Annotated in this window: 14 protein-coding genes; 7 read left to right on the forward strand and 7 right to left on the reverse strand. The window is 60.4% G+C overall.

The features are described 5' to 3' along the window. Nucleotides 1-9: 9 nt before the first annotated feature. The 5 genes from ISP15_RS03365 to purT all read right to left on the reverse strand — a co-directional run bounded on the left by ISP15_RS03365 (nucleotide 10) and on the right by purT (nucleotide 6,138). Complete coding sequence (locus ISP15_RS03365) at nucleotides 10-1,683, reverse strand: GMC family oxidoreductase (RefSeq protein WP_404545074.1); 1,674 nt, start codon at nucleotides 1,681-1,683, stop codon at nucleotides 10-12. 87 nt (nucleotides 1,684-1,770) lie between these two features. After that, on the reverse strand, nucleotides 1,771-2,295 hold the full coding sequence (locus ISP15_RS03370; protein ID WP_404545076.1) for a sugar dehydrogenase complex small subunit: 525 nt from the start codon (nucleotides 2,293-2,295) through the stop codon (nucleotides 1,771-1,773). A gap of 169 nt (nucleotides 2,296-2,464) precedes the next feature. Beyond that, a complete protein-coding gene (locus tag ISP15_RS03375; protein WP_404545079.1) occupies nucleotides 2,465-3,220 on the reverse strand; it encodes an SDR family NAD(P)-dependent oxidoreductase in 756 nt (251 codons plus the stop codon). Nucleotides 3,221-3,360: 140 nt separating this feature from the next. Then, nucleotides 3,361-4,875, reverse strand: coding sequence for an FMN-binding glutamate synthase family protein (locus tag ISP15_RS03380; protein WP_404545082.1), 1,515 nt, complete (start codon nucleotides 4,873-4,875; stop codon nucleotides 3,361-3,363). Between the two features lie 81 nt (nucleotides 4,876-4,956). Further along, complete coding sequence (gene purT / locus ISP15_RS03385; protein WP_404545084.1) at nucleotides 4,957-6,138, reverse strand: formate-dependent phosphoribosylglycinamide formyltransferase; 1,182 nt, start codon at nucleotides 6,136-6,138, stop codon at nucleotides 4,957-4,959. Between the two features lie 212 nt (nucleotides 6,139-6,350). Here purT and ISP15_RS03390 point away from each other — a divergent pair, with 212 nt between their 5' ends. From ISP15_RS03390 to ISP15_RS03400, 3 genes are all read left to right on the forward strand, one after another. After that, the gene (locus tag ISP15_RS03390) at nucleotides 6,351-7,778 is read left to right on the forward strand and encodes a transglutaminase-like domain-containing protein (protein ID WP_404545086.1); all 1,428 of its coding nucleotides are present in this window, start codon (nucleotides 6,351-6,353) and stop codon (nucleotides 7,776-7,778) included. A 146-nt stretch (nucleotides 7,779-7,924) separates the two neighbouring features. Next, nucleotides 7,925-8,785: an SPFH domain-containing protein gene (locus tag ISP15_RS03395; RefSeq protein ID WP_404545089.1), complete on the forward strand. Its 861-nt coding sequence runs from the start codon at nucleotides 7,925-7,927 to the stop codon at nucleotides 8,783-8,785. Nucleotides 8,786-8,791: 6 nt separating this feature from the next. Beyond that, nucleotides 8,792-8,983, forward strand: coding sequence for an Arc family DNA binding domain-containing protein (locus ISP15_RS03400; protein ID WP_404545091.1), 192 nt, complete (start codon nucleotides 8,792-8,794; stop codon nucleotides 8,981-8,983). 28 nt (nucleotides 8,984-9,011) lie between these two features. Here the strand turns inward: ISP15_RS03400 and ISP15_RS03405 are convergent, their stop codons facing one another. Continuing rightward, the gene (locus ISP15_RS03405) at nucleotides 9,012-9,392 is read right to left on the reverse strand and encodes a DUF423 domain-containing protein (RefSeq protein ID WP_404545093.1); all 381 of its coding nucleotides are present in this window, start codon (nucleotides 9,390-9,392) and stop codon (nucleotides 9,012-9,014) included. A gap of 82 nt (nucleotides 9,393-9,474) precedes the next feature. Here ISP15_RS03405 and ISP15_RS03410 point away from each other — a divergent pair, with 82 nt between their 5' ends. The 4 genes from ISP15_RS03410 to ISP15_RS03425 all read left to right on the forward strand — a co-directional run bounded on the left by ISP15_RS03410 (nucleotide 9,475) and on the right by ISP15_RS03425 (nucleotide 12,125). Further along, nucleotides 9,475-10,095: an SCO family protein gene (locus tag ISP15_RS03410; protein ID WP_404545095.1), complete on the forward strand. Its 621-nt coding sequence runs from the start codon at nucleotides 9,475-9,477 to the stop codon at nucleotides 10,093-10,095. Further along, the gene (locus tag ISP15_RS03415; protein ID WP_404545098.1) at nucleotides 10,092-10,538 is read left to right on the forward strand and encodes a copper chaperone PCu(A)C; all 447 of its coding nucleotides are present in this window, start codon (nucleotides 10,092-10,094) and stop codon (nucleotides 10,536-10,538) included. Before ISP15_RS03410 ends, ISP15_RS03415 begins: the two co-directional genes overlap by 4 nt. A gap of 201 nt (nucleotides 10,539-10,739) precedes the next feature. Next, nucleotides 10,740-11,330, forward strand: coding sequence for a 4'-phosphopantetheinyl transferase family protein (locus ISP15_RS03420; RefSeq protein WP_404545101.1), 591 nt, complete (start codon nucleotides 10,740-10,742; stop codon nucleotides 11,328-11,330). A gap of 21 nt (nucleotides 11,331-11,351) precedes the next feature. Continuing rightward, entirely contained in the window at nucleotides 11,352-12,125 is a 774-nt protein-coding gene (locus ISP15_RS03425) for a metallophosphoesterase (RefSeq protein WP_404545103.1), read from the forward strand. On the opposite strand, the gene ISP15_RS03430 is transcribed toward ISP15_RS03425, so the two are convergent. Beyond that, a complete protein-coding gene (locus tag ISP15_RS03430; RefSeq protein ID WP_404545106.1) occupies nucleotides 12,122-12,994 on the reverse strand; it encodes a cytochrome c oxidase assembly protein in 873 nt (290 codons plus the stop codon). The genes ISP15_RS03425 and ISP15_RS03430 overlap by 4 nt on opposite strands. Between the last annotated feature and the right edge of the window lie 72 nt (nucleotides 12,995-13,066).

Raw genomic sequence — 13,066 nt, forward strand, 5'->3', positions numbered from 1 at the left:
AGTCGCCCCTTAGCCATGCGCCAGTTCGGCCTTGATCGTGTCCGCGATGCGCAGGCTGATCGCGGCGATCGTCAAGGTGGGATTCGCCGTGCCCGTGCTGACGAACACTGCACTGGAGGCTATGTAGAGATTTTTAAGCTCGTGCGAACGGCATTGCGCATCGACCACGGATGTATTCGGGTCGTCGCCCATCAAGGCACCACCCATGGGGTGGTCTTCGGCGGCAAACTTATAGGGGTTGGTTGGGTCCGGAATGTACAGTACGTCCGTGCCGCCCATGCCTTCGATCAACGGCTCGTAGAGTTCCTTTACCGTGCGCACTGCACTGCGCCGCGTGTAGTCGTCGATCGAATAGTGAACGCTTGGATAGTTGATGCCTAGCATGTCTTGCTTGTCGGCAAGGGTGAGGCGGTTTTCCGGATTGGGAAGTACCGCATGATGCGAGGAAATCTCGATGCGCCGCGCCGTGCCGTGACGGATCGCCTGGTCGAGTGGCTTGCCGACCCATCCCTTTTTCAAAGCTGCCTCGGTGACTTGCGCAGTCATATTCACTTCGTCGATGCGGTGGATCGAAGCCGACATCCCGTTACGCCACGGGCCATCGCGCCAGGTATCCACGGCGGCGTTGTGCTGCGGACCCTGCCCCATCCAAACCGGATCCTTGCAGGTGAACTGCACTTCAGTGCCTGCGTGTTCCATCATGCAGCGGCCAACCTGGTCGTTCTTGTTGGCGATGCCGTTCGGATTCTTGCTGTCCTTGGAGAACAACATCAGCTTCACGGTTTCGATGTTGTGCGCCGCCAGAATGAATGTCTTGCCAGTGACGCGGAAGCTTTCCCGGTTCGGGTTGTAGAAATGCACCGCCACCACTTCGTTGTTCGCAGGATTGGTTTCGATGCGGTAGACCACCGAGTTTTCCATCACGCGGGCACCGGCCTTCTCGGCCTTGATGACGGTTTCCATGGCGTTGTACATCGCGCCGATCGGGCAGATCGGCATGCAATTGTTGTTGCCCGCGCACGTGGGGCGCCCCTCGTAAGGCCGCGTGTTGCGCGCCTCTGGTTCGTGCACGAGGCGGCATGCGGTGTAGTTGCGCACCGCCTCGTCGAAGATGCGGCTGGTATAGGTCCATGGCATCAGCTCCATCGGATACTTTTGCTTGCGTGGAGAGCCCAGGAATTCCTGTCCCGCACCGTTCAGCGGGTCCGGCCCACATACGCCCCAGATCTGTTCGGCGCGGTAGTAATAAGGCTCCAGGTCGTCGTAGCCGATCGGCCAGTCGCGACCGACACCGTAGGTCGATTTCAAGCGGAAATCATTGGGCAGGTGACGCCATGCGCACCCTGCCCAGTGCCACGTGGTGCCGCCGACCAGGCGCATGTAATCGGTCTGGTAGGCGTCACCATCCGGGCCGGACACCTGCAGGTAATCCAGCACCGTGCCATCCACGTTGTAGAACGTCGACGACAACGCCCATGGCTTGGGCGGGTAAGGCGTGGTGAGGGCACGGGTAGTGATCGGCGCATTGCGAAAATTCTCGACGATCTCGCCTCGAGTAACGCGCGGGCCGGCGTCCAGTACCAATACCGACAAGCCGCTGTTGGCCAGCTCAAGGGCAGCGATACTGCCAGCAGCGCCAGCGCCGACAATGACGACATCAGCGGAAAGCGAAGTGCTATTCATGCAGCCATCTCCTTGGACGCATTTCTGAACGTGAATCGATGCGCTAAGCGCCCGGCATATCGGTCAGCCGGTAAATGAGCGGGCTGATCAATTGGGCGGCAATTGGATCGAAGCCGCCCAATAAAGCGGTCCGCGACGCACGTAGCTGGGCGGGCTCAGCACGTCATCGGTCGGCCGAAACATCAAGGCCGATTCGTAAGCGCAGGTCTGGAAGCCCACCACGCCCAGATACCAGGCCGACACTATCTTGTTCAGCGTATCGCGCATGACGGCTTGCCTGCCGCCATCAAGGCTCTCGGCCAGCGCCTCGATCGTCGTGCCTGGCGTTGACGCAATCCACGTGACCAGCCTGCCGAGATTGGCGTCGAATTCCCGGTCACTTCGCTTGAGTGCCTGGTAGAGCGCCGCGCCCGTCATGGGATTGGAGGCATCCTTGGAAACCAGCTTCGACACCCGCATGAAAGCATCCAGTCCGGCATCACCACCGGCTGCATGCACAACTGCCCACGGATCGAATACTGCCAATGAAGCCAGCGACAGCGCCGCGACAAGAAATTTTCGACGGCTGACCTGGGGCAAGAGAAAATCAGGCGCAATCAATGACGCATCCATGTGGATAACCTCGGTGGGTTTTCAATCGTTGAGTGCGACAACGCCGCAAGCATCCCGGGGCTGCGCACACCCTGACACGACTTACACATCAATGCTTGGAACAACGATCTGGCAAGTACCGGACCATAAGGCCCGGCCGATATGAATGGCACTGCAAAAACGTGCTCTGTCAGCCCTGGATCGAATAGCCGCCATCGACGGGGATGGCCGTTCCAGTAATAAAATTGCACGCCGCGGAGCATAGCGCAACCGCAATACCTGCCAAGTCCTCGGGGCACCCCCAGCGGCCCTGTGGCGTTCGCGCAAGAACGCCCGCCTCCAGGTCTGGAAAAAGCTCTTTGGCTTCAGCCGTGAGCTCGGTTTCGATCCAGCCCGGAAGCAGCGTATTAACCTGGATATTTTGAGGCGCCCATTCCACCGCCAGCGCACGGCCAAGCTGCACAATGCCACCTTTGCTTGCCGCGTAGCCGGCGCCATGCGTGGTACCAAACAGGGACAGCATCGAACCGATGTTGATGAGCTTTCCACCGCCGGCGCGGACCAGCGCAGGATATACCGCCTGGGCGCAATAAAAGGCGCTGCTCAGGTTGGTATCGATAATCCGATGCCATTGCGCATGGGAATAATCCTGCGCGTGATGGCGGATATTCATGCCGGCATTGTTAACCAGAATGTCGATGCGACCGAAGTATCGCTCGATCTCCTCGACCATGTCCTGGCACTGCCCGCCAACGGAAATATCCGCCTTGATGTAAATGGCAGCATCCTTCGCTTCCAGCGCTTCGAGCGCCTTCCGGCCGCGCGTCTCATCCCGGCCAATCAAGGCCACCCGCGCCCCTGCACGCACAAATCCCCGAGCGATACCAAGACCGATACCGCTGGTACCACCGGTAACAATGGCCACCTTGTTTGCGAGGTCGAACATGAGAGCACTCCATGCTTTCAGAGAATCGCTCATTGTAGACAACGGCTTTCGCCTATTTGCCGGATTTAACGCGATTCAAGCACAACGTTTTCGCAGGAAGGGCGTGCATTTTTCTTTGCTCTCAGGAATAGCACTGGAAATCAGGCCTCCTGGACGACCGCTTTCGGATAGGGGAACAATTTGATCAGCGGCACCGAGATGCCATCGTCGCCAACGACGCGGCAATGCGTGCGGTCCAGCTCGCGCGGATCATCCACGCCGCAACTGTGCGCGATGATGCCGACCTCATGCATGACGTTCTTCGCATAACTGGCGACACGTTCGCTCTTGTCGGTAACCACCAATCCTCGCTGCAGGCGGATATTTTGCGTAGTGATGCCGGTGGGACAGGTGTTGCGGTTGCATTGCAGCGACTGGATGCAGCCCAGCGCCAGCATGAAGCCGCGTGCGGAATTGACGAAATCCGCGCCCATCGACAAAGCCCATGCAACGTCATAGGCGGTAATGCATTTGCCTGAGCAGATGACCTTGATACGGTCGCGCAAGCCTCTTTCCATCAACCTGTTGACCAGGTCCGGCAAAGCTTCGCGCAACGGCAAGCCGACGCCTTCCATCAAGGTTTGCGGCGCCGCGCCGGTACCACCTTCGGAACCGTCGACGATGATGAAATCCGGCGCGCTTTCGATACCGCGCCTGCTTACTTCGTCGCACAGCTCCTCGATCCACTCCATGTTGCCGAAGACGGCCTTGAAACCGGTCGGCTTACCGGTGAGGCGGCGGATATGCTGGATCGCATCCACCAACTGCGGCACGTTCGCGATATCGAGGTGACGGTTCGGACTCTGCGAATCCTGGCCCACCGGTATGCCGCGGATCTGTGCGATTTCCGGCGTGACCTTGGCCGCCGGCAGCAAGCCGCCCATGCCGGGCTTGGCGCCCTGCCCAAGCTTGATGCTGACCATCTTGACCTGCTTGTGCGCGCAGATCTCCAGCAATTTCTGATCGTCCAGCCTGCCGTCGGGCGTGCGCACGCCGTACTTGGCCGTGCCGATCTCGAACACGATGTCGCAACCGCCTTCCAGGTGGTACGGCGCCAAACCGCCCTCACCCGTATCCATCCAGATACCGGCCTTGGCCGCGCCATGCGACAGCGCCCGCACCGCCGGAGCGGAGAGCGCGCCGAAACTCATCGCGGAGATATTGAAGAACGCGGCATGATCGTAGGGCTCGCGCGCATAAGGCCCGATGCGCACCGGACCGGGCTCGACATGGTGATCTCCCAGCGAGGGAAACGCCGCATTGATGAAGAACGGCACGCCCTCGCCCCGCAGGTCGCGCGTGGAGCCGAACGCATTGGTGTTCTCGGAATTCTTGGCCGCGCGATACACCCACATGCGCTGGGCGCGATTGAACGGCAATTCCTCGCGATCGCTGGAATAAAGGTATTGCCGGAAGAACTCGCCAAGGTGCAGGAACCAGTAACGGAAGTGCCCGACCACCGGATAGTTGCGCAACACGGAATTGTGCGTCTGGTTGCGATCGAGCACCCACACGACCAATACGACCAGAATGACGATCACCAGCAGCATGACGAACAGCACTGCGAACGTTTCCACCAGCACTACCAGCCAATGCGCAAATCCTGTCGATTCCATCCTTGTTCTCCGTTGTGCGGCCGTGGCCGCCGTCTGTGAGGTAACCGGTTGCGGGCGGTGCGAAGCGCCGCTGCACGAATACTAAAATTCGGTGCGAATGATGCTGGCGGCACGAACCGCCTTGGCCTTGGCCGACTCGATATCGGTATCTCGCGCCAGCGTTACCGCCATGCGACGACGCCCTTTCACTTCCGGCTTGCCGAAAATGCGCAATTGCGTGTCCGGCTCTGAAAGCGCCTCGGCAATGCCGTGATAACGCGGCGCCCGGCCCTCGCCCTCCACCAGCACCGCACAGGACGCGGAAGGTCCATTGTTTCGAATAACCGGCACCGGCAAGCCAAGGATCGCGCGCGCATGTAGCGCGAATTCCGATAGCTCCTGCGAAACCAGCGTAACCAGCCCGGTGTCATGCGGCCGCGGGCTGACTTCGGAAAAGAACACGCTGTCCCCTTTTACAAAAAACTCCACGCCGAACACGCCCCAGCCACCCAGCGCCTGCGTGATCGCAGCGGCCTGCCGCTGCGCCTCGGCCAGGGCGGCCACGCTCATCGGCTGCGGCTGCCAGGACTCCCGGTAATCGCCGTCCTCCTGGCGATGGCCGATAGGTGCGCAGAAGCTGGTGCCGTCTTTGTGCCGCACGGTCAACAGCGTGATTTCATAATCGAAAGGCACGAAGCCCTCGACAATCACCCGCCCCTTGCCGGCACGACCGCCGGACTGAGCGTAATCCCAGGCTTTTCGCAGCCCCGCTTCGTCGCGCACGATGCTCTGGCCCTTGCCTGACGAGCTCATCACCGGCTTGATCACGAAGGGGTAGCCGATTGCTGCGACCGCGCTGTGGTATTCGGCCTCGCTGTCGCAAAACCGGTAGGGCGAAGTGGGCAGGCACAAGTCTTCGGCGGCCAGCCGGCGGATGCCTTCGCGATCCATGGTCAGCCAGGTGGCCCGCGCGGTCGGCACGACCTTCAGGCCATTCCGTTCTAATTCGACCAGGGTGAGGGTATGGATGGCCTCGATTTCGGGCACGACCAGATCCGGCTGTTCCTGCTCGATCAGCGCACGCAACGCGGCGCCGTCCAGCATATCGATCACGTGGCTGCGATGCGCCACCTGCATGGCTGGCGCATCGGCGTAGCGATCGACCGCGATGACTTCAACCGCGTAGCGCTGCAGCTCGATCGCCACTTCCTTGCCAAGCTCCCCAGCTCCAAGCAAAAGCACCTTCAGGGCATGATCGGAATGGGGGGTGCCGAACGGCTTCATCGCGGTCTCCGGTAAAAGTCCATTGTACGTCGAACCGACTGCGGCACCGCAGATTGACGCCAGCCCAAAGCAGGTATCCACTAGTCTCGTCTCCGTCCCCCACGGACTGACCTATGCGCAGCTGGACCGCCCTGCTTTTGCTGGTGCCAACGTTGTGTGTTGTCCCGGGCTTTGCCGGGGCAGAAACGGATGCTGCGTCCGAAACCACTTGGATGACCGTGCTACTCAATGGCCGAAAGATTGGCCATGAGGTCATCCAGCGCCAGCAAGCGGGCGATACCGTGACCACGACGCAGACCCTGGTCATGAATATCCAGCGCAACCACAAGGATGCTCCCTACACCAATGTCAGCCGCAGCGTGGAAACCGCAGAAGGTGTGCCGCTCAGCTTCAGCATAAGTACCCCGGCCTCGACGAATGAAACCCGGATCGAAGGCCAGAGGCTTCCCGATGGAAAATTGCAACTGACCAGTACCGTAGGCGGCGATATCCGCCGGTCGACGACAACGTGGCCAGTCGGCGCTGTGTTGGTCGAAGGCCAGCGAAAAGCCATGCAGGCGGAAATCCATCATCCCGGCACGCGCTACAACCTGCTCGCCTATAACCAGGCGAGCGAGCAGGCGATGAATCTGGTTGTGGAGGTGTTGGGCGAAGAGCAGGTCACGTTTCCCGATCATGTCGAAACACTCAGTCACCAGCGCGAAACACTGCAACGTCCTGGCAGCAAGCAAGTTGTCGACCTGTGGCTGGATGACCGGGGTGCCATCCGCAAGGGTTCGCTTTCACTCCTGGGCAAATCGATGGATATGATTGCTTGCAGCGAGGCTTGCGCCGAGGCGCCGTCCCAAGGGCTGGACATGATGGATTCGGCGATAATCGGTTCGCCGCGCCTGCTCACGCCGGAAATGTTGAACGATTTTCTCAGTTACCGGGCACACGTTACCAATAAGGCGGTCATCAAGCCCTTCATCGACACCGATGAGCAGTCCGTTACCGATCTTGGCCGTGGGGAATGGCAGATCACCGTCTACCGCAGCGTGCTGAATGAGCTTTCGCCACCTACCCTGGCCGACATCCAGCCCAATGCCTGGCTTCAGTCCGACTCGCCGCAGATAAAGCAGCTTGCAGCCATCGCCGCCGGGAATAGGGAAAATGCATTGCACATCATGGGCAGCCTCAGTACGTTCGTCGGCAGCTATCTCTCGCAGCGCGGCCTGGACATAGGTTATGCGTCCGCACTTGAAGTAGCCCGGGACCGGCGTGGCAACTGCGCGGAGTTCGCGGTGCTGCTCGCAGCCATGGCCCGTGCAGAGAGAATTCCGGCTCGCATCGTGGCCGGCATGATCTATACCGATCGCTACGATGACAAGGACCGCGTTTTCGTACCCCATGCGTGGGTGATCGCCTGGGTCGGCGGCCGCTGGCGGAGCTTCGACCCGGCGGCTACACGGTTCGATACTGGCCACATCGCGCTGGATATCAGCGACGGTAATCCATGGCATTTCTTCAATGCCGCTAATGAATTCGGCAGCATCCAGATCGATTCCGTGTCGACGTTTGCGGAAATGTTCATGATGCCGAGCCCGGGAGCCAGTGGCGGGGCCGCCATCGGAGGTAACGGCGCAGGAGGTGCCAAATAACTTCCTCCAGACCCGACCATGCAGGTGAAACCCGGCGCCATGGATTTTCACTCCCGCGCAGCGTGTGCTGATTCGCCGGCTCCCTTCTTGCACTTGAAATAGATATCATTTTGATATCTACTCTCGCCATTCGAGAGGGACACGCCATGAACGAACAGACAGGTTTTTCGATCGCCGGCATACCGTTCGTATTCGTCTGCCTGGTGCTTGCGCTGCTTGGGCTTGCCCTGGAAGCAGCCGGCGGACAAGCCCCGATATGCGCTGTCGGCGGGGTGCTGGTGCACGTGCTTACGCTCTGGTCCTTGAAAGGCTTTTTTCAAGTCGCACCCAATGAAGGGCTGGTAATGCAACTGTTTGGCAAATATGCCGGCACGGTGCGCCATGAAGGCCTGCGCTGGACCAATCCGTTCTACAGCAGACGACGTGTCTCGTTGCGCGTGCGCAATTTCGAGAGCGGCAAGCTCAAGGTCAATGATAACGACGGCAATCCGATCGAGATTGCCGCGATCGTCGTCTGGCAGGTGATGGATACCGCCGAAGCCGTGTTCTGCGTCGACGACTACGAGAATTTTGTGCATATCCAAAGTGAATCCGCGCTACGGCAGATGGCGCAGAGCTATCCCTACGATGCACAGGACAATCACAAGCCTTCGCTGCGCAGCCATGGCGAGGAGATCAACAACCATCTGCGCGATGAAATCCAGGCGCGCCTCGGCAAGGCCGGCGTGCAAGTCATGGAAGCGCGCATCAGCCATCTGGCCTATGCGCAGGAAATCGCCCAGGCGATGCTGCAACGGCAACAGGCCGGCGCCATCGTTGCTGCGCGCGAGCGGATCGTGCAAGGCGCGGTGGGTATCGTCGGCATGGCGCTCGAGAAACTGCGCACGCAAGGCGTGGTGGACCTGGACGAGGAGCGCAAAGCCGCGATGGTGAGCAACCTGCTGGTGGTATTGTGCGGCGAACGCGGAACGCAGCCGGTAGTCAACGCCGGCAGCTTGTATCACTGACCGTTCATGCCGGCTGAAAAGAAAGCCTATCCGCTGCGCATCAGCGCCACCGTGCTGGAAGCCATGCAGCGCTGGGCCGACGATGAATTGCGCAGCGTCAACGCGCAGATCGAGTTCGTATTGCGGCAGGCGTTGCACAACAATGGTCGCCTGAAGCCTGCCAAAGTAAAGCCATTGACCGACGACGATACGCGCTAGGCGGCAAGCATGGTGAGCAGCCCGAAGTTCAGCCGGCAGTCCTGTGCTTCAAGGCCATGCCCAAAGCTATCCAGCCGATGATCCATGCCACGCCGCCGAACGGCGTCACCACGCCTGTCCATCGCGCGGCACCAAGCGCCAATGCGTAGAGACTACCGCTGAACAGCACGATTCCCAGAGCCAGCGCGCCGATGGCAACACGGCGAGCCTTGCCGTCGCCGCCCATGACCGCCACAGCCAACGCCAATACATGCCAGAACTGGTATTCCACCGCGGTATGCCAGAGCGCCGCGTGCGGCGCATCGAGCCTGCCTTTGAGTACATGCGCACCGAAAGCGCCCAGCAACACCGCGCTGGCACCGGCGATGCCGACTAACCAAGCTTCCCTGACACGGACAAGTTGTCGCATGGCTGCGGTTTTTCCTCGATAAACAAACGATGAGCACGCACCGGTGGCGTATGCTGGCGAAGTTCATTACCGAGATTCTTGCATGAAGCTGCCGCGCCTCGCCCGCCTGGCCTGCCTGTCAATCATGGTTGCCGCCAGCCTGCCGCTTGCCGCCTGCCAGCAGACCGCACCGCCTCCCTGGCAACTGTCCGATATTTCCGGTCACATGCCGGACTTGTCGTTCCAACTGACCGATGATCAAGGCAAGACGGTAACGGCCAATGATTACCGAGGCAAAGTTACGTTGCTTTACTTCGGCTATACGCATTGCCCGGATGTTTGTCCGCTGACCCTGGCGCATCTGCACGCGGTGATGCAGCGGCTCGGCAAGCTGGCCGATGGCGTGCGCATTTTATTCGTGAGCGTGGATCCGGCTCGCGACACCGCCGCCGTACTGCACGGCTATGTCACCGCATTCGATTCCCATGCCGTCGGACTCACCGGCTCGCCATCGGATATCGAAGCACTCAGCAAGCGCTATCGCGCCGCATTCACCCGCGAGCCGGGCCAGGCCAGCGAAGGCTACGAAGTGAGCCACAGCTCCGGCATCTATATTTTCGATGCCCACGGCAAGGCCCGCCTGCTGGCTACGCCTGCGGATTCGCAAGACAAGCTCGTCCATGATCTGCGCTTAATGCTGAGCCCTGGCGGAGATGCGCCGTGACCGGACGCGCCGTGCTGTTGCTGATCGTGGCCATCGGGTTGCCAGGTTGCCTGCATGCCGCACAGTCCGCCCATGTCGAGGCCAGCCACGCCTGGATCCGTCTGCTGCCCGCTGATTTGCCGGCGGGCGGTTATGTCAACCTGAAGAACGACAGCCCGTCTGCGGTGGTGCTGGTGTCGGCGCATAGCGATACCTATGCGTCGGTGATGCTTCACCAAAGCTCCATGGGTCCTGGCGGCCAGAGCAGCATGGCCATGATCGATCGGCTGGCCATTCCCCCGCAGGGCGGAATCGATCTTGCGCCGGCTGGCTACCATCTTATGCTCCAGCGGGCCCGCCATCCGCTGAAGCCCGGCGACACCGTCGATATCACCCTGGATTTTGCCGATGGCAGCCATCTTCCGGTGCAGTTCCTGGTACGGCCCGCCAATACTGTCGAATAGCGGTATCCATCGTGTACGCTCGCGTCAACATGCTCGTAATCGCGATCCACGATGATCCAGCTCGGCACACCAAACGCAGATGCGAACCCAGCTCCGGGAGCGGCGCCGATGGACCCGGGCAACCTGTCCAGCCGCTTGCGATTGCCCGATGAATGCGGACTTTCGATCCGGTCGGTCCATGCTGTCCAGATCGAATCATCCATGCTCCCGTTGTCGCTGAGCAACGCGGTTCCGAAGCGAAAACGCGAATATCTCGCCGGCCGTCTTTGCGCGAGCGAAGCCCTGATGCGCGCGGGCTATCCACAGCCGTACTTCCCGGCCATGGGAACGGATCGCCTGCCGGTCTGGCCGCAAGGCTGGCTGGGCAGCATCAGCCATAGCGGAAACTACGCGACCGCGGCAGTGGTACGCCAGGAATGCCATTTGCTGCTGGGGATCGACATCCAGCAGCAGGTTTCCGAAAAAACCATGCACGCAGTTCAATACTTGATCGCAAAGCCCGAAGAACTGTCGCTGATCGAAGGACTGGATGACAGCCGCCGGCTCACCCTGATTTTTTCGGCCAAGGAATCGCTTTACAAAACCCTCTATCCGCAAGTGCGGCGCATCCAGGAATTCGATGCAGCCAAGCTTGTCCAGGTCGATGTCCACACGCTGACATTCGCACTCACTCGCGATTGGTCCGACGCCTGGAAGGCGGGCACTTGCATCGGGGTGAACTATGCCGAGGTGAGCGATTACATGTTCACCGCTGCCTGTATCGGAAACGACGTTTCCGGCTCGCTTGCGTAGCCATTCAGGGATCAGCAGACGATGCGCCTGTTTGCGATCTCCGACTTGCATCTGGATTATGGCCCCAATCTCGAATGGCTTGAGCGGCTGCCGCTGCACGAATACAACGATGACGTATTGATCCTTGCCGGCGACCTGTCGGACCGGCTGGCGCTGCTGGAAGCTGGATTCAAAGCTGTCGCGCAGCGCTTCTCTGTCGTGTTGTATGTGCCTGGCAATCACGACCTTTGGGTGACGCGCGAGGGCATGCGCGATTCCTTCGAAAAGTGGCAAGCCGTATGCGACGCCGCAACCGGCTATGGCATTCGCATGGACGTGTATCGCCACCACGATCTTGCGATCGTTCCACTGCTCGGCTGGTATGACTATTCGTTTGGCATCGCGAGTGACTGGCTCAAGGGGGCGTGGGCCGACTATCGCGCCTGCCGCTGGCCGGCAGGCTACGACGAGGTGTCGATTACGCGCTTCTTCACCGAGCGCAATCCGGACGCCTCAACGCCTGCCCTGCAGGGAGCGCAACAGATCATCACCTTCTCGCATTTTTTGCCGCGCATCGATCTCATGCCTGCGCGAATTCCCGAACGACATCGCAGGGTCTATCCGGTGCTCGGCACGTCGACGCTGGAACATCAGCTACGGACGCTGCGATCCCGCATGCACGTCTACGGCCACAGTCACGTGAATCGTCGCGTGACGCTCGATGGCGTTACCTATGTCAACAATGCTTTCGGCTATCCATCGGAAGCGCATTTCGCTGCGCGAGAACTGCTCCAGGTGTATGGCGACGGAGCTTAATGCCCGTTCGCAGGTACGGCGGCGCGAAGCATTCGTGCATCCCGGGATTCGCGCCGGATACGGCCACTGCGCGAGAGCCGCAGCCATTGGCGCATGGCGAGCAGCCCGCCGATCGTCTCGATCGTGGCGGCCGGCACCCAGATGATGATGCCGCCGATCAGCTGCCCGGTGAATACATTGATATTGAATGCGCGACCGCAGATTTCAAAAATGGGATAGAGATCGGTCCTGGAAAAGGTAATGATCGCGCCGGCAAGGATCTGCGGCGCCATGGTGATCCCGGGAGATAGCACCCGCAGCCCTGGAATCATGCGCCCCGGCGGCCTTGGTCGGTGGTCGAGCACCAGCGACCAGTACATGAAGCCGCTGATGATCATCGACCAGTTCATGAAGCGATAGATACGCCAGTCGAGCATCGCCATGGTCTGCATCGACGGCACCAGCCAGATCAGGATGAAAACCACGAACAGTACCGTCGCCACGGCAGGGTTCAGCAGCACCCCGCTGGTCAGCCGCCACGGCCACGAGCGCGAGGCCGGGCGCAAGGCATGTACGCGCCACCTCAACGGGATGCCCGCGCGCAAGACCGCTCCCGGATAGGAAGCCACGATCATCAGGGGGGCCAAATGATGCAGCAGCAGTTGCTGGATGCGGTGCATGAAAAATTCATGCTCGGCATAGAAGTCCAGATAGGTATGCAGGCTCAGGTAAACGATCGCCATGCCTGACCAGAACGCCAGCCGGCGGCCAACGCTGACCCGGAGCCTTGAGCAGCCGCGCCAGTACAGTACGCACGCTGCCAGGAAGCTCGCGAGAAATACCCACGAAAATTCCCAGGGAACGATCCATTTCAGCAATATGGCGAACATCGACCCCACAACGGCTTTTCGCGGCAACGGCCCAGCTTATCAGGATGCCCCTGACAGGCAGCAGAGCTTGCG

It is taken from the genome of Dyella jejuensis (genome assembly GCF_044904675.1).
Lineage (GTDB): Bacteria > Pseudomonadota > Gammaproteobacteria > Xanthomonadales > Rhodanobacteraceae > Dyella_B > Dyella_B jejuensis.

Excerpts from the sequence above, each read along its gene's own strand:
- ISP15_RS03365 (WP_404545074.1), bottom strand. The coding sequence starts at position 1,683 with ATGAATAGCACTTCGCTTTCCGCTGATGTCGTCATTGTCGGCGCTGGC.
- ISP15_RS03370 (WP_404545076.1), bottom strand. The coding sequence starts at position 2,295 with ATGGATGCGTCATTGATTGCGCCTGATTTTCTCTTGCCCCAGGTCAGC.
- ISP15_RS03375 (WP_404545079.1), bottom strand. The coding sequence starts at position 3,220 with ATGTTCGACCTCGCAAACAAGGTGGCCATTGTTACCGGTGGTACCAGC.
- ISP15_RS03380 (WP_404545082.1), bottom strand. The coding sequence starts at position 4,875 with ATGGAATCGACAGGATTTGCGCATTGGCTGGTAGTGCTGGTGGAAACG.
- purT (WP_404545084.1), bottom strand. The coding sequence starts at position 6,138 with ATGAAGCCGTTCGGCACCCCCCATTCCGATCATGCCCTGAAGGTGCTT.
- ISP15_RS03390 (WP_404545086.1), top strand. The coding sequence starts at position 6,351 with ATGACCGTGCTACTCAATGGCCGAAAGATTGGCCATGAGGTCATCCAG.
- ISP15_RS03395 (WP_404545089.1), top strand. The coding sequence starts at position 7,925 with ATGAACGAACAGACAGGTTTTTCGATCGCCGGCATACCGTTCGTATTC.
- ISP15_RS03400 (WP_404545091.1), top strand. The coding sequence starts at position 8,792 with ATGCCGGCTGAAAAGAAAGCCTATCCGCTGCGCATCAGCGCCACCGTG.
- ISP15_RS03405 (WP_404545093.1), bottom strand. The coding sequence starts at position 9,392 with ATGCGACAACTTGTCCGTGTCAGGGAAGCTTGGTTAGTCGGCATCGCC.
- ISP15_RS03410 (WP_404545095.1), top strand. The coding sequence starts at position 9,475 with ATGAAGCTGCCGCGCCTCGCCCGCCTGGCCTGCCTGTCAATCATGGTT.
- ISP15_RS03420 (WP_404545101.1), top strand. The coding sequence starts at position 10,740 with ATGCTCCCGTTGTCGCTGAGCAACGCGGTTCCGAAGCGAAAACGCGAA.
- ISP15_RS03425 (WP_404545103.1), top strand. The coding sequence starts at position 11,352 with ATGCGCCTGTTTGCGATCTCCGACTTGCATCTGGATTATGGCCCCAAT.
- ISP15_RS03430 (WP_404545106.1), bottom strand. The coding sequence starts at position 12,994 with ATGTTCGCCATATTGCTGAAATGGATCGTTCCCTGGGAATTTTCGTGG.